This window comes from Ruegeria sp. CDSA033 (assembly GCF_059612305.1).
In genome coordinates this window covers 25593-43620 of the sequence record NZ_JBXWQI010000011.1, presented here as the reverse complement: position 1 = coordinate 43620, position 18028 = coordinate 25593, and the positions used below count along the sequence as shown (strand labels likewise).

Here is an 18028-nt window from a genome sequence, read left to right as displayed (position 1 = left end):
AACCGGTTGCAACATTTAATTTCAACCGCCCTATTCTGCCTTGAAAGGCTCAAGGCTGTCTCGAAACTGTTCGATGAATTCCAGGGTCACCAGTGACGGTTGTTTCAAAATCGGGCGAACAAGAGAAAGAGTATGCGGCAGAAATGGCTTAAACGGTCGATAGCTTAACCCGTGGGCTGCGTATTGGACGGCGTCCAGTTCGCTCACGACGGAAACGCCAACGCCTTTCACAGCCAATTCACATGCCGCCGTGAACTGCCTGACTTCAATATGGGAATTCAATTCCACGTTGGCACTTTGAAACGCTTTTGAGAGCCGCCCGAAAAAGTCGCTGTCGCGTCGTGTGTGGATAATTTTGCTGTTTACGAGGTCCGTCGGTGTAACCTCAGAGAGGTTTTCCAAATCACTTCCGGTGGGAAACACACAAACCGTCCGGACCTCGATATCCCAGCTTTCGACAGCGGGGTGACCGTTAAAGCTGTCGGTGATCCCGAAATCATACTGCTCGCCGATCATCCATTCGAGAATGCGCTCGGGTCTGTCAGGTTCAATCGTCAGGGTGACGCCAGGCCGATCTTTCAAGAATCTGGCGACAACGTCGGGCAAATGGCTGGTGGCGAAACCGGGCAGGCATGCAACACGGATGTGCCCTGCCTTGCGCTGCGTGATGTCCTGGCTGACGTCAGAGATTTGCCTCATCAATTCCAGAACACGCTCAACGCTGGGCAAAAGATACCGAACCTCCTGCGTTGGCACCAACCGGCCTTCGCGGCGATCGAAAAGCTGAAACCCAAGTGACTTTTCAAGATCCGAAAGCAACCTGCTGACGGCTGGCTGGCTCACCCCCAGGTCGGTCGCTGCCGCCGTGACAGAGCCGTTGGTGGTGACAGCCATAAGGGCTTCTAACTGCCGGACCCTAAGAATTTGACTCATTACCGATCCCAATCTGCCGCCTCGCCTCATAACACTATGTTATTTTTTTATCCAGTAAATTGGGCTTGAATTATATTCCTGTAACGTTAACGTCGTGAAATCGTCATGTGTGCCGTTTACCCGTTGCGGTCGGTATTCAACGAAGCATCGAACCTGATGCATGGGAGGAATCATGAAAAAGAATTTTCTCGGCGCTCTCGCCGTAACAACTGCATTGTCCCCAGTGGCGGCAATGGCACAAACCGAGGTTCAGTTCTGGCACGCCTTTACCGGCCGCCTTGGTGAGCTTGTCAAAGCCCAAGTGGAAGAGTTCAACGCCAGTCAGGACGAGTATGTCGTGGTTGAAAGCCACAAGGGCAACTACTCGGAAACCCTGAATGCGGGCATCGCTGCCTTCCGCGCGGGTGAGCAGCCGCAAATCCTGATGGTATTCGAGGTCGGCACGGCAACGATGATGTCAGCCGAAGGTGCAATCAGGCCGGTCTACGAAGTGATGGCTGAAAGTGGCGCGTCTTTTGATCCCGACGCGTATATTGGTGCCGTCAAAGGATACTATACAACCACTGACGGGGACATGCTTTCGCTGCCCTTCAACTCATCCACGCCAGTTCTTTGGGTCAACCGAGACGCGTTCGAAGCGGCCGGCGTTGATCCAGACACGGATCTGTCCACGTGGGAAAAGGTTGGAGACGTACTTGAACAGCTCAAGTCCGGGGGCGAAGACTGCCCGCTGGTCACCGCATGGCAGAGCTGGATCCATCTTGAGAACATGTCGGCCTATCACGACGTTCCGTTCGCATCTCAGGACAACGGTTTTGCCGGTCTGGATACCGAACTGATGCTGAACGGTCCGGCGCAGGTGGCACACCTGACCGCGATGGGTGACTGGGCCAAGGATGGCAAGTTCATCTATACCGGTCGCAGAAACGAAGGCGGGGCGAACTTCCGGTCAGGCGAATGCGCATTGTTCACTGAAAGTTCGGCAGGTTACGCGGGCATCAAGGCAGAGGCCGAATTCGACTTTGACGTCCGCCCGCTGCCCTACTGGGAAGCCGTCACAAGTGAGCCTCAGAACACCATTATCGGTGGCGCATCCCTTTGGGTAATGGAAGGTCATGACCCTGAGGAGTACAAGGGCGTCGGAGAGTTCCTGAGCTTCCTGTCATCGTCTGACGTGCAGTCGGCCTGGCACCAGAACACCGGCTACCTTCCGATCACGGCCGAAGCGGGTGATGCGACCCGTGCGGCAGGTTTTTATGACGAAAACCCCGGCACCGACATCGCTGTGATCCAGATGACAGCGAAAGAGCCGACCGCGAATTCCAAAGGTCTGCGTCTGGGATCATTCGACCAGATCCGCGGTATCATCGACGAAGAGCTTGAGGCCGTCTGGGCCGGTGAGAAAACTGCTCAGGAAGCGATGGATAGCGCGAAGGAACGTGGTGACGCGCTGCTGCGCCGCTTCGAATCCGCCAATCAATAAGTCATAACTTCATGCGGGCCCTTTTCGGGCCCGCATTATCTTTCTTCGGTGGAAATTCAGGATGGAAAAACGCGTCACCTTTCGCGGCTGGCTATTGCCATTGGCGCTGATCGCCCCACAGGTCATCATTTCCGCCGTCTTCTTCTTTTATCCCGCCGGTCAGGCGGTGTGGCAGTCCCTGTTCATTCCCGACCCGTTCGGTCTGTCGTCGCAGTTTGTGGGGCTCGGCAACTTTGAGTTCCTGCTGAGCGACAAGTATTATCGCGCATCTTTCGTTACGACGGCCGTGTTTTCGACGCTTGTGACTCTCTGCTCGATGATTCCGGCATTGTTTCTGGCAGTCATTGCAGACCGCCTGATCAAAGGGTCAGGCGTATATCGGACATTGCTGATCTGGCCCTATGCAGTAGCCCCTGCTGTGGCTGGTGTGCTGTGGCTGTTCATGTTCAATACACGCGTTGGCGTGGTGGCGTGGTATCTCAGCCAACTTGGCTATGACTGGAACCATGTCCTGAACGACACCGAAGCTATGGGGTTGGTTGTTGTAGCCTCGGCCTGGGGCCGCATCAGCTATAACTTCCTGTTTTTCTTTGCAGCGCTGCAATCCGTTCCCCGCTCGGTCATCGAAGCGGCGGCGATTGACGGCGCGCATTTCTGGCGCCGGTTTTTCACGATTGTGCTGCCGCTGCTGTCTCCGACTGCATTCTTCCTGCTGGTAGTGAATGTTGTCTATGCCTTCTTTGAGACCTTCGGAGTGATCCACACGATCACTGGCGGAGGCCCACAACAGGCGACGACGATCCTAGTCTACAAGGTCTTCTCAGATGGGTTTGTTGGTCAGGATCTTGGGTCATCATCGGCACAATCTGTCATCCTGCTGATTGTTGTCGGCCTGCTGACCGTCATTCAGTTCAAATACGTGGAAAAGAGGGTGCATTACTGATGGCAGCCCAACAACACGGAATGGTCGAAAAACGCGGCGTAGGCATCTGGTTCACCCACGCCTTCATGATCCTAGGCGTTTTGATCATCTTTTTCCCGATCTGGTTGGCCTTTGTAGCCTCGACCGTGACCCAGGCCGATATCGTTTCTCCGCCAATGCCCGTGGTGCCGGGTGATCAGTTCTGGGTGAACTACAAAGCGGCGCTGTTCTCGGGTGTAAACGTGCCCGTTGCAACGATGCTGTTCAACAGCCTGGTGATGGCAATTGGCATCGCGGTGGGCAAAATCATCATCTCGCTGCTGTCCGCTTTTGCGATTGTCTACTTCAAGTTTCCCGGCCGTACGACGTTTTTCTGGCTGATCTTCCTGACCCTGATGCTGCCGGTCGAGGTGCGGATTGTTCCAACCTTCGAGGTTGTGGCCGGGTTTGGCATGCTCAACAGTTATTACGGTCTGATCTTTCCGTTGATTGCCTCAGCAACGGCGACATTTCTGTTCCGTCAGTTCTTCCTGACGATCCCTGATGAACTGGCCGAAGCTGCCCGCGTGGATGGCGCGCGACCGATGCGGTTCTTCATCGACATCGTGGTGCCCATGAGCCGGACCAATATCGCGGCGCTGTTTGTGATCTTGTTCATCTACGGCTGGAACCAATACCTGTGGCCGCTGCTGATAACTACAGATCCTGAAATGAACACCATCGTGATGGGCATCAAGCAGATGTTCCCGTCGGGTGATGATTTTGCGCATTGGCCCACAATCATGGCGACCTCAATTCTGGCAATGATCCCACCGGTCATCGTTGTGGTGTCGATGCAAAAGCTCTTTGTCCGCGGCCTTGTCGATAGCGAGAAATAAGAAATGGCAACAGTAACCCTAGAGAACGTCAAAAAGAGTTTTGGCCCGACGGATGTGATCCACGGTATTGATGTCAATATCGCAGACGGAGAGTTCATCGTGATCGTCGGCCCCTCGGGCTGCGGTAAATCCACGCTACTGCGAATGGTGGCAGGGCTGGAAACGGTTACGTCCGGGGAAATCCGGATCGGCGAGGAACGGGCCAACGACAAAGAGCCTATGGATCGGGACATCGCGATGGTGTTCCAGAACTATGCGCTCTACCCGCACATGTCCGTGCGTCAGAACATGGGTTACGGCCTGAAGATTGCCGGACTTCCCAAAGATCAGATCGATCAAAAGGTGACTGCCGCGGCCAAGCTATTGCAGTTGGAACCTTTGCTGGATCGTAAGCCCAGACAACTGTCGGGCGGTCAACGCCAAAGGGTGGCCATGGGCCGTGCCATTGTCCGCGAACCAGCAGTCTTCCTGTTTGATGAGCCACTCTCGAACCTCGATGCTAAACTGCGTGTTCAGATGCGCCTGGAAATCCGTGAACTCCAGGAAAAGCTTGGAGTCACCTCCCTGTACGTTACGCACGACCAGGTCGAGGCCATGACGATGGCGGACAGGATGATCGTGATGAATGGCGGTATCGCCGAGCAGATTGGAACGCCACTGGAAGTTTACGAAACTCCCAGAACTCTGTTCTCAGCGCAGTTTATTGGCAGCCCTGCGATGAACGTGTTTGATGCCCGCCGTGAAAACGGGACGGTCAAGATCGGAGAAATTGAGGTTGGCGCATCTCAGGGGCCTGATATCGCAGTAAAGTTGGGGATACGGCCAGAGCATCTGTTGTTGGATGAAAACGGTCCGCTGGAAGCTACGATTCAGATTGCGGAACCGTTGGGTGCAAACACACTTTTGCACGGTCAGCTCAAAGGCTCTGGCAACGCGATTACGATAAGCCTTCCAGGTGTCCACCCAATCGAAGGCCAGCATCCGAACATGCGGTTTTCGATCGCCTCAGAAAATATGCACCTGTTTGACCATTCAACCGGTGAAAGGTTGCAAAACTGATGACGTTTCCACAGGTTGAAGCCTTTCGTGGCGGTGAAAACCTGATCCGGGTTGTGGGGCATCGGGGAGCACGCGGCGTTTTACCAGAAAACAGTATGATTGGCTTTGACTTTTCGCTGTCCATCGGCGTCCCGCTCCTGGAATTTGATGTCGTTCTGACCGCAGATAGCGTTCCGGTCATAACCCATAACCACCGACTGCACGCACCGACATTTCGAGACGCCGATGGTCGATTTTTGGTGGGAGAAGAACCAAAGGTTTCCTCGTTGACCGTCGAACAGATGCAGCAATTCGACATCGGACGGTTGGATGGGCATTCGGCCTATGGTCGTCGTTTTCCAGACCAGGCCCAAATGGACGGTGTTCGTGTTCCAACGCTGATGAACCTGCTGGAACTGGTCGATGACCCAAAATACCGCGATGCCTGCCTGATGCTCGAACTAAAGTCTGATCCTGATTTGGCCCATGATGCGGTTTACAGACAGAACTTCGTCGGCCGGGTTCTTCAAGACGTTCGCGCCAAGGATATGTCGTCGCGTGCGGTTCTGCACAGTTTTGACTGGACTCTCTTAGAAGAATGTCAGCGACAGGCCCCCGATATGCCGTCTTCGTACCTGACGCAGCTTCCAGATAACGCGGACGATGTGGGCGAAGACTCATCAAAAGCAGTTTGTCCGGACTTTCGCGGTCGTCGCGATGAAATTCCGAAGTTGGTCAAAGAAGCGGGCGGTGCGCTTTGGTGTCCGTATTTTGCGGATGTGACTGCTGAAAACGTGGCTCTTGCCAAGATGCTGGGCCTGTGCGTCGCAGTGTGGACAGTCAATGAACACGAAGACATCGACAAGATGATTGATCTGGGCGTGGACGCAATCGTGTCTGACTATCCCGGACGGGTTCAAAGGCATCTGTCGGATTTCGGAATGAGGTGGAGTGCCATCCACTAGCAAAGCTAGTCCAAGCATGAACGTCGTAAATACGATCCTGGTCGCCGGAATACTCCGCGCAGCTGACCGCAACGCGGCCGGCCATCAAAAACCCATCGAAAATACTTGGGAACCTTTTCGCGCGCAGCGCATCCAATAACACAGGTGCCAATTGTGACGCACCGGATGTGAACTATGGAAAGGACAAGCCCATGACTAAAATCTCTGTGTCTGCAATCGGACTGTTGTTCGCCACCACAACGCTTGCCGCTGCGCATGACGAAAATGCTCTTATGAATGCGCCCGCCGGTGATCCTTATGTGCAAGTGAGCGACGTGCTTTCCTTGCCGGAATTTATCCCGGGCCTTGGCACGCTGTTTGTAGACCCGGCCACCCTGCCCGCTGGGGAGATCGGAACGCAAACTTGGTTCCGGGATCTCTCCTCACCGTGGCAAAAAGGCTTTGTGGAGAACACCAACCGACGCGTCCGAAGATGGTTGTCCGGGAAGCGCGACATCCAAGCGGTCAGATCATGAATTGAAAATGATCCGCGATCACCTCAACGCGACTCCTCGCGAATCCCTCGGATGGAAAACATCGGCCGAGGTCTTCGACGAAAGGATGATTGAGGAAGTGGACCAAGCCCCCCGGCCCTAAACGTCAATAGGAGCCGCGGTTCAGGTATCGTTCACAGCTCAAATGCTTCTCAACTGACCCGTCATTGTTCCGAACGCGGCCGCATCTGGTGGTGGGCGGCAATGCGACGAGATACATCTGTCGGATTGCCACAGGGATCAATTGCGCCAACTCTTGCGAAGTAACCGCGATCCACATCCGCAAGCGTATCGCAATACACCCTTGTCGATGAGGACCGTTCAGAAAACGCCAACACTTGTTCGATACGTCCAAGCAGATTTTTCCGGTCCGTCGCAGGTTCGGCCGGGTTCGCGGCCCCGCATTTGAAATGTACCGAGGCCTGCAGACCGCGTGCCGATGTGACCGCATTGATCTCGGCCAAGCCCGGCGGCACATCCTGATCAGAACCAAGCCGGAAAACAGCACCCGATATTCCCTTGTCCCGATAGTCTGCCAATGTGTCCAGCATACCGATATCAGATGCGGAAAAACCGTGATTGATCACATGGTAGTACACTGATCCAGCTACCAGATCGTCTTTGGACCTCATCCGGGAAAGATAGATCGGCAGCCCTGTGAACGCCTGCGCAACCGAAATGGCGGGTAGACAGTCTTCAAACTTATCCCAGTCGATGGTGATCTCCCAGCCTGTAAGGACCCCATACAACGATTGGATCAACCCAACATCGGCCTCCGTCGGGGCACCAAAGCTGAATAAAGTCGGGCGGATACCCAAACCGTGCAGCGCCCTCAGCCTGTCGACGCGATCCGGTCGCCGGATGTCGGACAGGGGTATTCTGATATCGCGGATACCCATCTCAATCAGGGCCAGCAGCGGATAGTCATTACGGGCCAGTTTTCGGTCGAACTCATCCAACCCGCCGGACGGGGGGATTTCGCTGATTTCAGCCCAGTTGGCCCGCAGGTCGAAACCGATGAGTGGACGCGTGTTTTCCAATGGGGTTGGCCCTGCCGGACACGCCTGTGCAGCCTCTTGTTCGGCCCCCCGCTCTGCCCCCTGCGTTCTGACGATCTGAACCGTATGCCCATTTTCGTAGATGTTGACGATGAAATAGCCAAGCTTTCCCCGGTCATCCCGGCCAAACTCGGTATCTTCCGGCGGCGCGGCGCGCAGCATTTCGCTGTAGTCCTGCCGCACGAAACTGGTTGACGGGGCAAGGTAATAGTCAGTCCCCAAAACGCGGTCATACCAGAAGTTGTGGGCATGCCCGCAGAACATCAGATCCACTTTGTGTGTCTTGAGCAATCCAAGCAGCCACTCACGGCCCGGAGGATCTGTGTTGTCGTAATGCGGAGCCTCATCTGGCGTGCAGATATAGGCCGGATGATGATAGGCCAAGACAATGCGCCCAGTTGCCTGTTTCAACGTGGTCTCAACCCATTGGCGCTGCTCTGCTTCCTCGGGCAGGCCCGAATTGAGCAATTGGGCATTAAACATCACAAATGTGATGCCCTTATGGACAATGCTTTGGTATTGCGGCCCGAACTCCTGCGTCCAGGCCGCGATCATCGGCGGCGTGGTCGGGGCGGCAGGGGCACCTGATACGGGTGTATCCCCGATATCGTGGTTTCCCGGTGTGAAATAGATCGGCACCGAAAGGTCCGAAGCTATCCTGCGAAATGCCTCGGCGGCCTGACTGTATATCGATCCGGCTTCGGGAACCGGGTGCACCAGGTCCCCCAGATGCAGAACAAAGTCGATGTCACGCTGGTTGAGGTCGGACACCACGTGCCGGAACCTGCGATTTGCGCGCGCGTTTACAGGGAAGGGTGAATTGCAGCTGTCTTCTTCGACATTGACATGTGTATCTGAGATCACGGCGAACGAAAAAACCCGCTCGCCATGATGTGTTTTTTGTGGAATGGCCATCACTCAGCCGCCTGTGGTCAAGACTGACGCCTTACCAGTGCGTGCCGCCTCGATCCGACTGCGGATCAGAACAAACACCGACAGTGCAGTCAGCCCCCAGAAGACAATACAGATCGCATTACGGAAGAAGATCGTCGGATCACCATCAGAGATCAAAAGCGATTGTCGGAAGTTGTCTTCAAGCAACGGCCCCAACACAAAGGCAATAAGGAAGGGCGCCACTGGAACATCCAGCTTAAGCATCAGATACCCGACCAGCCCCATCGACAACATGATGAAAACATCAAACAATGTGTTGTTCACCGCATAGGCGCCGTAGACACACAATACGAAAACGATGGGGTACAGGATTCTGTTCGGCACCGTAGCGACCCGGCTGAAGAACTTGATCGCCACCTTGCCGACCACAAACAGGTAGGCCGAGCTGAGCAGGATGCCCATGAACAAGGCGTAAATCATCGGCAGGTTCTGGTCGAACATCAGCGGACCAGGGCGCAAGCCGTGGATCATGAACGCACCCAGAATAACCGCCGTAATCACATCGCCCGGAACACCTAGCGCAAGCAACGGGATCATGGTTGCACCGGCAACCCCGTTGTTGCCCGCTTCAGCGGCGGCAATGCCCTCGATTTCGCCCTTACCGAAGTTTTCCGGGTTCTTCGAGTTCCGGCGCGCCTCGGAATAGGACAGGAACGCTGCTGGCGCACCCCCGATCCCGGGAATTGCGCCCAGGATGACACCAAAGATACTGCCGCGCACAACGGATTTCAGCACACGCTTGAACTCGGCAAAGGTCGCGCCGGTGCCCAATTCCTGCTTGGACGCTCCGGGCGGACGCGCACGTCGCGTCGCGCGGTCGATGATTTCGGGCAAGGCAAAAAGACCGATCAGAACCGGAATAAAGCTCAGGCCGCTCATCAGACGATAATCGCCAAAGACGAAACGTTCCGTGCCGTAGATTAAATCCAGACCGACAGTCGCCAAGATCAGGCCAAGCGACGCGGATACGATGCCTTTTGACAGGCTGGGACCTGATACACCGGCGATGATTGTCAGAGAAAAGACAATCAGCGTGAAGAATTCTGGCGGACCAAACCGCAGCGCGAAGCTGGCCAGAACGCCAGCAAACAGGATCAGCGCAATGTTCGAGATCAGATCCGCCACACAGGACGAGTACAGGGCGATGTCCAGTGCCTTACGCGCTTGCCCTTTCTGTGTCAGCGGATAGCCATCCAAAACGGTACAGGATGCCGCCGGTGTCCCTGGCGTCTTGATCAGGATCGCGGTCAGAGAGCCACCGTAAAGGCCGCCTTTGTAAACACCCAGCAACAGCAAGATGCCCGCCACCGGAGGCATGCTGAACGTAAATGGCAGCGCCAGCGCCACGCCCATTGGCGTGGTCATTCCGGGGATTGCACCAATCACCGTCCCAATCGCAACACCGATGCCTACGACAAGAATGTTTTGAAGGCTGAAGAAAATCGAAAAGGCTTCGAGAATAATATCCATAGGTTACGACTCCTTTTCACCCAAACATGCCAAGCGGAATTGGAACGTTGGCGACATAGCGAAAGAACAAATACAGCAACACCGGCACCCCGACGCTCAGACAGGCGATCATCACGTATTTGCGTTCGCCAAAAAACAGCATCATCGCGGCAATCAGAAACACCGACGTCACCACCATGCCAAGGGTTGTCAGGCTGAAATAAAAGCCGAACAGGACGACAATCAAAACAAGTGTGCGCAATACCGCCGGGAGAGTGGCCAACTTGTATTGGGCCGCTGCCTCGGCATCTTCCTCATCATCAGCCGGGGGCTGTTGCAGAAAAATGCTTTCCAAAATCAGGGCCACTGATGCGAGCACTGCTCCCCAGGCGATTATTTTTGGCCAGAAATCCGGAGACAACGCCGATATCTTCACGCTTCCCGGCACCGCAACGCCTTTTGGAATAAACAAGAATATCGCCGCAAGCCCCACCGCGCAAAAAATGACCCCGGCCAAAAGGTCTTTGCTTTTGGTGAATTGCATTTCGTTTCCTCCCTGGATGGCCATCATCTGCACAGTCCGCAAAGACACACCACCTTTGACTTTCGCCTCCGCGTTGACATCCAGAACCGCACCTCACCCAAACCCTCCGACGGTAGGATGCGCTTCACTAAATAGTTGCCAACGGTAAGTAAATAACATATGGTTTTGATAAGGGCAATAAAAAAAACACGTCCAAACAAACCTAGTTAAGGGAGGTAACCTTATGGTTTTTTTCAATAAAATAGCTGCAGCCGCCGGATTCGCTGTGGCGCTTACCGCATCTGCGGCGGTGGCGGAGTATCCATCCAAGCCCGTCACGCTGGTTGTTCCATACGGCCCAGGCGGCGCAGCTGATCTGGCGGCCCGCATCATCGGCGCCGAGGCCCCGGAATACCTGGGCGGCAATGTACTTGTGGTAAACCAGGCCGGCGCCGGTGGCGTCACCGGCTCAACCATGGTGGCCAAGGGAAACCCTGATGGGCACACCCTGTTGATGTCACGCGTTGGCTCGCAGGCTACGGTGCCCGCCATGAACACCACCATTCCCTACACGTGGGACGAGTTCACCTTTTTGGGGCTAGTGGAAACCAACCCCTTTGTGATCGCAGTTGGCGCGGATTCCGAATACCAGTCCTTCGAAGATCTGGCCAACGCGATACAAAGCGGTGAACGTCTGACCTATTCCTCCGCTGGCGTCGGAACATTGCTGCACATGGCTGTTTTGATCCTGCTGGATGATCTGGGCGTCGATCCCGAAGCGTTGATCCACGTGCCCTTCAAAGGGGGCGGTGCAGCAACCACAGGTGTTGTCAGCGGAAATGCCGACTTCATCTTCCACAACCTCTCAGGTCTGATCGGTCCGATCGAAAGTGGTCAGCTTCGCCCCCTGCTGACCAGCACGACCGAACGCGTACCATCTCTGCCCGACACGCCGACCGCTGCAGAGGCCGGTCACCCGGCGCTTGAAGCGGTGATAGGCTGGTCTGGCGTCTGGGGTCCGAAAGACATGCCGCAGGAAGCTGCGGACAAGTGGATCGCTGTTCTGGAAAACCTGTCCACTGATGAAAGCTGGATCGCATCCACAGAAAAGCTGGGCTCAATCCCGCAGGTCATGTCTCCCGATGACACCAAGATCTTTGTCGAAGCCCAGTATAACAAATTCCGCGAAGTGGCGGATAAGTTGGGGATGGTTGTGCGCTAACGCCACCCGGTAACCGATGAAGACAAAATGGGCCTCTCGGTTAAGCCGGGGGGCCTTTTTTCTCGTAGAGTTTTCACTCGGGGGTGCGCAGAATGACAGCCACAATCATTCAGGCAATTTTGCCGTTGTGGGGCTATCTGATCGCTGGCTACCTGCTGCGCCGGGCCATCCCACGATCGCAGGTTTTCTGGCGCTGGCTGAACCAGATAAGTTATCTGGTACTGTTGCCGTTGACCATCTTCGCCCTGCTTGTCGGGGCTGGAACGCTGGCCGCCCTATCGCTCAAGCTGGGCTTGGTTCTGTTTGCTGCCTATCTAATCCTGTTCACGGCGCTTGCCCTGGCTTATTTGGGCATTTCCGCTCTGCGCCAACATACCGATGCCTATAGCAGCATGGTGCAGACGGCTACCCGTCTGAACGTGCCCGCAGGGGTGCTGCTCACTACCTCGCTGGTCGGAGTATCCGCGGATGCGGCGGTGGGAACGATCATTATCGCAACCGTACCTCTGATCAATTTCGCCAATGTTCTGATGGTTGTGATCTGCCATCGGCCGCCGCATTCCTCGGTCCCAACCATCGCGCGCATGACCGCGTTCAATCCGTTGGTCATCGCCTGCACCGCAGGGCTGGGGTGCCTTTTATTCCGCGTAGACCTTCCGGCAGCCCCGGCCGAGCTACTAACCATCATCGCCCAGATCGGACCCCCAGCAATGCTGGTGGGGATCGGGGCATCGTTGGACGGGCTGCGAATGCAAGGGCAGATGCGCTTTGTTGTGGCCGCTAATGTAGCCAAGCTGCTCGCACTGCCAATGTTGGTTCTTGCATTGGGGTGGATGGTGGCGTTGGAACCGCAGCACTTGTTAGTTGCCCTGATCTTTGCTGCCCTGCCAACTGCGCCTAACGGCCTTGTGCTGGCGTTGCAGTTTGGCGGGGACATCAGAACCTATTCCGCAGCCCTGCTGTGGCAAACAGTGGCGGCGGTCGCAACGCTACCATTCTGGATCTGGCTTGCCACTGCTGCCTGAGGACAAAAAAGCGGCCCGCGCAAACGGGCCGCAGACACAAAGCCGAACCAGGATCAGACCAGATCAGGCTTTGCCGGAGGAACATAAGGAAGCCGCGCCTTGGCCTTGGTATCGGCGGCTCCCGCGTTTCGGATGTAACGGTTGTCATCGTCGGCCCGAACGATGTTGACCCAGGTCGGACTGCCTCCGGTGGCGCGATGAATCATCAGACGGCGCTGCTGATCCAGTGCGATTTCCTTGGACAGTGCCTCTGGGTCCCAGTTGCGCATTGCGATTTCACGCAGCTCGGCCAGGGCTTCGGCATGGGCAGGATCGTCGATCAGATTGTTCAACTCATTGGGGTCGGCATCGATATCATAAAGCAGCTCGTCCACACCTTCGAGATACATGTATTTCAGCGGCCCTTTCTTCACCATACGACTGACACCGGTCGACCCATCGGCAGCAAATTCCGAGATACAGATGTCATCCATCCCGGAGGTATCGCCGTTCAGCGCAGGCACCAGCGATTCACCGTCGATACCGCCACCTGCATAATCATCGAACGGCTTTCCTGCAGCCAGATCCAGCAATGTGGGCATCAAATCGATCAGCGAGGCATTCTGCTTTATATGCCCCGGCTTGAAACGGTTGGGTGCATGAACAACGAAAGGTATCTTTGCGGCCCACTCAAAGAAATGCTGTTTGAACCACATGCCACGCTCACCCATCATGTCGCCGTGATCGGCGGTCAGGATGATGATTGTGTTGTCAGCCAGCCCACATTTCTCAATCGTTTCGCGCAGCTGAGCCACCTTGTCGTCGACATATGAAATCATACCGTAATAGCCATGTCGCGCGATCCGACGGTTTTCCGGGGTCACCGTGAATTCGTGGCGGCCCTGACAATAATGAAGGTTCCGGCTGAGGTGATCTTTCTCATCCAACGGAATCTCATCGACCGCCGGATATTCGATCTCATCGTGGTCGTAACGGTCCCAATAATCCTGAGAGATGACGTAAGGAGAATGCGGTTCCGTAAAGGAAACAGTCAGATACCAGGGCTTACCGTCACCCTTGCGTGCCAAATCGTAAATCGCCTGCACGCCGTTATAAGCGACCTCGTCATCGTAATCCATCTGCATGGTCCGGATCGCTGGGCCGCTTTCAAGGATCGGTGCCATGGTCAGGTTAGTCGGGCGATACTCGCGCCCCTTTGTCCAGTCGACTGTCCAGGCAAAGTTTGCAGGGTAGATCTCGGTCGTGTGCCGTTTTTCATAGCCATGAAACTGATCGGCGCCGACAAAATGCATCTTACCGCTCATCTCGACATGATAGCCCAGTGACCGCAAGTAATGCGCAAATGTGGGAATCGATGACTGGAACTCGCTGGCATTGTCATACATGCGGATATTAAACGGCAATCGTCCCGCATGCATCGATGCACGCGAAGGTCCGCACATGGGCAAGTTGCAATAAAAGTTCTCGAAAACAACACCCTCTTCGGCCAGACGCGCCATATTCGGGGCCTTTACGGTTTTGTTTCCCTGAAAAGGCATGGCCGGTCCGGCCATCTGATCCGCCTGGATAAATAAAATATTCGGTTGTTCAGTCGCCATTGTCTTGCCTCGTTCAGCTTCCAGTCCCGAAGTTCGCCCCAACCCAATACGTGGGAGGTATATCGCCGGGAATTGCACCGGGTCACGCCGGCACTATTCGCGGACATTAAGTACGCGGGCAGCAATAAATTCGAAACAACAGTTGGGTAACTCGCTGTGTTCCCCGCCAAGAATGACGCTTGTGCCGCCTCAAGTCATTGCCACCAAAGGTCAATCTTACGATACAGATTATCTTTGCGCTTACGTTCAGTCAATATTTAATTACCGTCTTTAATTAATTATAACGCGGTTAGAATACATTTCAAGAAGTGAATTGTAGGAGAGCGGCTGTGCAGGATGGCAAGCCCCAAGAACACGGTCAGCCCGAAAAGGGTACAGCGGCCTTGCGGCGACATAACAGGGAATGGTTGGTCAGCCTCATTGCCCGCAGCGGGCCAGTGACGCGTGGTACACTCGCAGGTCTAACCGGCCTGACTGGCGCTGCAATTTCCCGAATAACGCGCGAACTGATCGACGCCAAGCTGGTCAGAGAAGGAGATCCCATCGCCGTACCCGGCCGAGTGGGCCGAAGGGAATACAACCTGTCGATCAATCCCACAGGGGCCTTTTTTCTGGGCATTTCGCTGACCGCCAACCGACGCAGTGTAAGCCTGGCAAACGCTGATGGCGAAGTTTTGCGGGCAGCGGATTGCAGCGACATACCCATAGATGACCCGCTGGCCTTTCTTGCCGAACTTGGAAACCGGGCCAAGACGCTGGCCTTTGACGAAGCGATGGAACGCGATCGCCTTTTGGGTGTCGGGGTTTCTTTTGCCATGTCAGCAGGTCCCGACAGCAGCTCGGGTAACGGCCTCGTCAGTTCAGAACCTTTGGGCTGGAAAGACGTCCCCGTGCGTGACACGCTTTCGCAGTCGCTGAATTTGCCAGTGCAGGTGGAACATCGCGCAAGTGCAATCCTGTGCGGTGAACTTCTTGGGGGGCAAGACTTAAATAGCGTCTATCTGATAAACGCAGCCCTTGGCCTGGGCAACAGCGCTTATTTTGACGGTAGATTCCTGACCACCTCGGATCGCGGGTTTGGGGATCTGTCGCACTATTCGACATCGCATTCGGACAAACTTTGCACATGCGGCCGTACCGGTTGTATGGAGGTTGCCGCATCTGGGAAAGCCATCCTGAACGCGCTCGGGTCCGAGTTTGCACCTTCAGAACGTGTTGCGACGCGCTTGGCAAAAGCGATAGAAGCAGCGAACGCCGGTGACCCGAATGTTCGCGCCCGCTTTCGCGATGCCGGCACACAGCTGTCCTTTGGCGTTGATGCAATCCTCTCTCTTTTTGATCCCGAAAGTGTCATCGTCGCCGGTGAAGTGGGGCGTCAGGCTGATTACTATCAGGGCCTTGTTGACGGGCTCGAAAAAGTCGGACGACCCAATGCCCGCGACATCATCATGCAAAGTTCAATAACCTCGGAAGAGGCCGCCGTCAGCGTAGCACTGCAGAACTTCCTCTATTCAGGAAGCCTGATCGGTTCATTTACGCATGCCCTGTAAGCAACCAACCGGCCTGAACCTCAGAAAAACAGGTTCAGCGCGGCGATCGAAACGATCAGGAACAGGATCGTCATGACGCCGCCAGCGCGTACAAAGTCAACGACACGGTAACCGCCCGGCCCCATCAAAAGCGCATTGACCTGATGGGTCGGGATCAGGAACGAATTTGACGTGGCAATCGCCACAGTCAGCGCAAAAATTGCCGGATCAGCCCCGGCGCCCAGCGCAATATTGACGGCCAATGGCACCAGCAGGACCGTGGCACCGACATTTGACATCACCAGCGTGAAAAAGGTCGCAAGCGCCGCCACGCTGGCCTGAATGACCCAGACTGGCATCCCGTCCAGAACCACCAGAACCTGGTCAGCGATCCAGGCTGCCGTCCCCGAGGATTGCACCGCCTGCCCTAGTGGAATGAGACTGGCTAACAGAAAAACAGTTGTCCAACTGACGGCGTTATAGGCCTCATCCATCGACAAGACACGGCTGACGACCATGCCCATCGCGCCAACCAGAAGGCACAGCGAGAGACGCAAATCGGAAAACAGGATCAGCGACACCGCAATAACAAAGAACAACAAGGCCCAGCCGATCTTTTTTGGGCGCAGATCCTCATGGGGGAAATCGGTGGTGACCACAACGAAATCGCGGTCTTTCTCAAGCCGCGCCAGTGCTTCCCAAGCGGTGTGGCAAACCAATGTATCGCCGGCCTGATACGGAATCTCGCCCAGATCTTCCTGGTCTCGCGACAATGTATCGCCACCGCGGTAGATCGCCAGAGGTGACAGGCCATAGACTTTTCTCAGCCACAACCCCCTGCCCGTTTGACCAATCAGACCAGAACCGGGCGGGATCACCACCTCGGCGATACCTGCCTTTCCAGCACCCAGCGTTTCGACAAATTCATCCAGCTCCGAACTTTCGGTCAGACCGTATTCATCCAGAAACGCGGTTACGGCCTCTTCCGCTGCGATCACGGCGATTGTGGCGGGGGCGACCAATTCAGTGTCACGCGGCGGAGCAGGATAAGTGCGCCCCTGATAGTGAGTGGCAATGATTTGCAGGTGATACTTGCGCTGGACCTCGTCGATACTGTGGCCCACAAGTGTGCTGCCTTCGGGGATGCGTATCTCGTGGATCTGGCCATCCAGCCCGTAGGTGCCATTGACATAATCCAGCATTGAGTTGCCCGCTGGCCCGTCTGTTGAATTGGTGCTCGGCAGAACGAACCGGCCAAAAATGATGAAATACATCAACCCGGTCGCCAAAAGACTCAGGCCGATCGGGGTTACCGAAAACAGTGAAAAGGTGGTGATTTGCGCATCAGCCGGCAGGGTGTCGTTGATCGACTGGATCAAATCGTTCAGCAGGATCAGGGGGGACGAGCCCACCATGGTCATTGTTCCACCCAGAATGGCACAGAACCCCATTGGCATCAGCAGCCGCGACATCGGAAACCCGGTGCGGGTTGAGATGCGACTGACCACCGGCAAAAACAGAGCCGCCGCGCCAACATTCTGCATAAAGCTGGATATTACTCCAACCGCACCCGAGATCATCAGGATCAATCGGTTCTCGGTCCCACCTCCGACCCGCGTGATCCAGGCTGCGACAGTCGACATCACGCCCGTTCGGTCCAGCCCCGCGCCGATAATCATGACTGCGATGATGGAAATCACTGCGTTACTGGCGAAGCCGTCAAACAGGCTGCGCACATCAATCAGGTTTTCAAGCCCCGGCACTGCCGTCAGCAACCCTAAGGTGACCATGACCAGCACTGCCGCGATATCGACGCGGACAATTTCGGAAATAAATAGCCCGATCGTCGCCACCAGCAGCAACAATACGACGACCATCTCAAATGAAAGCCCCAGCGCGTCCATGCCTCACCTCATTT

At 55.5% G+C, this 18028-nt stretch carries 14 protein-coding genes and 1 pseudogene; 9 read left to right on the top strand and 6 right to left on the bottom strand.

The genetic code is table 11. The features are described from left to right. Positions 1–30: 30 nt before the first annotated feature. Positions 31–933, bottom strand: a complete 903-nt coding sequence (locus AC2FLA_RS14650) for a LysR substrate-binding domain-containing protein (protein ID WP_496723098.1) — start codon at positions 931–933, stop codon at positions 31–33. A 172-nt stretch (positions 934–1105) separates the two neighbouring features. Between AC2FLA_RS14650 and ugpB the strand changes: the two genes are divergently transcribed. From ugpB to AC2FLA_RS14620, 6 genes and pseudogenes are all read left to right on the top strand, one after another. Continuing rightward, positions 1106–2416 carry a sn-glycerol-3-phosphate ABC transporter substrate-binding protein UgpB gene (gene ugpB / locus AC2FLA_RS14645; protein ID WP_496723096.1) on the top strand — a complete coding sequence of 437 codons (1311 nt, stop codon included), beginning with the start codon at positions 1106–1108 and terminating at the stop codon, positions 2414–2416. Positions 2417–2477: 61 nt separating this feature from the next. Next, entirely contained in the window at positions 2478–3359 is an 882-nt protein-coding gene (gene ugpA, locus AC2FLA_RS14640; RefSeq protein WP_058274560.1) for a sn-glycerol-3-phosphate ABC transporter permease UgpA, read from the top strand. A 20-nt stretch (positions 3360–3379) separates the two neighbouring features. Next, positions 3380–4216 carry a sn-glycerol-3-phosphate ABC transporter permease UgpE gene (ugpE, locus tag AC2FLA_RS14635; protein ID WP_058274572.1) on the top strand — a complete coding sequence of 279 codons (837 nt, stop codon included), beginning with the start codon at positions 3380–3382 and terminating at the stop codon, positions 4214–4216. Positions 4217–4219: 3 nt separating this feature from the next. After that, positions 4220–5275 (top strand): sn-glycerol-3-phosphate ABC transporter ATP-binding protein UgpC, encoded by a 1056-nt coding sequence (gene ugpC / locus AC2FLA_RS14630; protein ID WP_496723095.1) that lies wholly within the window; start codon positions 4220–4222, stop codon positions 5273–5275. Next, on the top strand, positions 5275–6219 hold the full coding sequence (locus AC2FLA_RS14625; protein ID WP_496723093.1) for a glycerophosphodiester phosphodiesterase family protein: 945 nt from the start codon (positions 5275–5277) through the stop codon (positions 6217–6219). The genes ugpC and AC2FLA_RS14625 overlap by 1 nt, the downstream gene beginning before the upstream one ends. 347 nt (positions 6220–6566) lie before the next feature. After that, positions 6567–6855, top strand: a pseudogene (locus tag AC2FLA_RS14620) (IS30 family transposase); the annotation flags it as partial. Between the two features lie 61 nt (positions 6856–6916). Here the strand turns inward: AC2FLA_RS14620 and AC2FLA_RS14615 are convergent. Genes AC2FLA_RS14615 through AC2FLA_RS14605 form a run of 3 tightly spaced genes read right to left on the bottom strand, consistent with a single transcriptional unit; the run spans position 6917 to position 10784 of the window. Continuing rightward, positions 6917–8725, bottom strand: coding sequence for a metallophosphoesterase family protein (locus AC2FLA_RS14615; protein WP_496723091.1), 1809 nt, complete (start codon positions 8723–8725; stop codon positions 6917–6919). Between the two features lie 3 nt (positions 8726–8728). Beyond that, on the bottom strand, positions 8729–10234 hold the full coding sequence (locus AC2FLA_RS14610; RefSeq protein ID WP_496723089.1) for a tripartite tricarboxylate transporter permease: 1506 nt from the start codon (positions 10232–10234) through the stop codon (positions 8729–8731). Between the two features lie 16 nt (positions 10235–10250). Next, on the bottom strand, positions 10251–10784 hold the full coding sequence (locus tag AC2FLA_RS14605) for a tripartite tricarboxylate transporter TctB family protein (protein WP_496723222.1): 534 nt from the start codon (positions 10782–10784) through the stop codon (positions 10251–10253). A gap of 196 nt (positions 10785–10980) precedes the next feature. Here AC2FLA_RS14605 and AC2FLA_RS14600 point away from each other — a divergent pair, with 196 nt between their 5' ends. Next, positions 10981–11958, top strand: a complete 978-nt coding sequence (locus tag AC2FLA_RS14600) for a Bug family tripartite tricarboxylate transporter substrate binding protein (protein ID WP_496723087.1) — start codon at positions 10981–10983, stop codon at positions 11956–11958. 92 nt (positions 11959–12050) lie between these two features. After that, complete coding sequence (locus AC2FLA_RS14595; RefSeq protein ID WP_496723086.1) at positions 12051–12983, top strand: AEC family transporter; 933 nt, start codon at positions 12051–12053, stop codon at positions 12981–12983. Positions 12984–13036: 53 nt separating this feature from the next. Here AC2FLA_RS14595 and betC read toward each other — a convergent pair whose 3' ends face one another. Continuing rightward, positions 13037–14581 (bottom strand): choline-sulfatase, encoded by a 1545-nt coding sequence (gene betC / locus AC2FLA_RS14590; protein ID WP_496723084.1) that lies wholly within the window; start codon positions 14579–14581, stop codon positions 13037–13039. 329 nt (positions 14582–14910) lie between these two features. Between betC and AC2FLA_RS14585 the strand changes: the two genes are divergently transcribed. Next, positions 14911–16131 carry an ROK family protein gene (locus tag AC2FLA_RS14585; RefSeq protein WP_496723082.1) on the top strand — a complete coding sequence of 407 codons (1221 nt, stop codon included), beginning with the start codon at positions 14911–14913 and terminating at the stop codon, positions 16129–16131. A 20-nt stretch (positions 16132–16151) separates the two neighbouring features. Here AC2FLA_RS14585 and AC2FLA_RS14580 read toward each other — a convergent pair whose 3' ends face one another. Beyond that, the gene (locus AC2FLA_RS14580; protein ID WP_496723080.1) at positions 16152–18014 is read right to left on the bottom strand and encodes an SLC13 family permease; all 1863 of its coding nucleotides are present in this window, start codon (positions 18012–18014) and stop codon (positions 16152–16154) included. Between the last annotated feature and the right edge of the window lie 14 nt (positions 18015–18028).

Bases quoted from the DNA above. Each gene is read 5' to 3' on its own strand.
- AC2FLA_RS14650 (WP_496723098.1), bottom strand. From the start codon at position 933: ATGAGTCAAATTCTTAGGGTCCGGCAGTTAGAAGCCCTTATGGCTGTC.
- ugpB (WP_496723096.1), top strand. From the start codon at position 1,106: ATGAAAAAGAATTTTCTCGGCGCTCTCGCCGTAACAACTGCATTGTCC.
- ugpA (WP_058274560.1), top strand. From the start codon at position 2,478: ATGGAAAAACGCGTCACCTTTCGCGGCTGGCTATTGCCATTGGCGCTG.
- ugpE (WP_058274572.1), top strand. From the start codon at position 3,380: ATGGTCGAAAAACGCGGCGTAGGCATCTGGTTCACCCACGCCTTCATG.
- ugpC (WP_496723095.1), top strand. From the start codon at position 4,220: ATGGCAACAGTAACCCTAGAGAACGTCAAAAAGAGTTTTGGCCCGACG.
- AC2FLA_RS14625 (WP_496723093.1), top strand. From the start codon at position 5,275: ATGACGTTTCCACAGGTTGAAGCCTTTCGTGGCGGTGAAAACCTGATC.
- AC2FLA_RS14615 (WP_496723091.1), bottom strand. From the start codon at position 8,725: ATGGCCATTCCACAAAAAACACATCATGGCGAGCGGGTTTTTTCGTTC.
- AC2FLA_RS14610 (WP_496723089.1), bottom strand. From the start codon at position 10,234: ATGGATATTATTCTCGAAGCCTTTTCGATTTTCTTCAGCCTTCAAAAC.
- AC2FLA_RS14605 (WP_496723222.1), bottom strand. From the start codon at position 10,784: ATGATGGCCATCCAGGGAGGAAACGAAATGCAATTCACCAAAAGCAAA.
- AC2FLA_RS14600 (WP_496723087.1), top strand. From the start codon at position 10,981: ATGGTTTTTTTCAATAAAATAGCTGCAGCCGCCGGATTCGCTGTGGCG.
- AC2FLA_RS14595 (WP_496723086.1), top strand. From the start codon at position 12,051: ATGACAGCCACAATCATTCAGGCAATTTTGCCGTTGTGGGGCTATCTG.
- betC (WP_496723084.1), bottom strand. From the start codon at position 14,581: ATGGCGACTGAACAACCGAATATTTTATTTATCCAGGCGGATCAGATG.
- AC2FLA_RS14580 (WP_496723080.1), bottom strand. From the start codon at position 18,014: ATGGACGCGCTGGGGCTTTCATTTGAGATGGTCGTCGTATTGTTGCTG.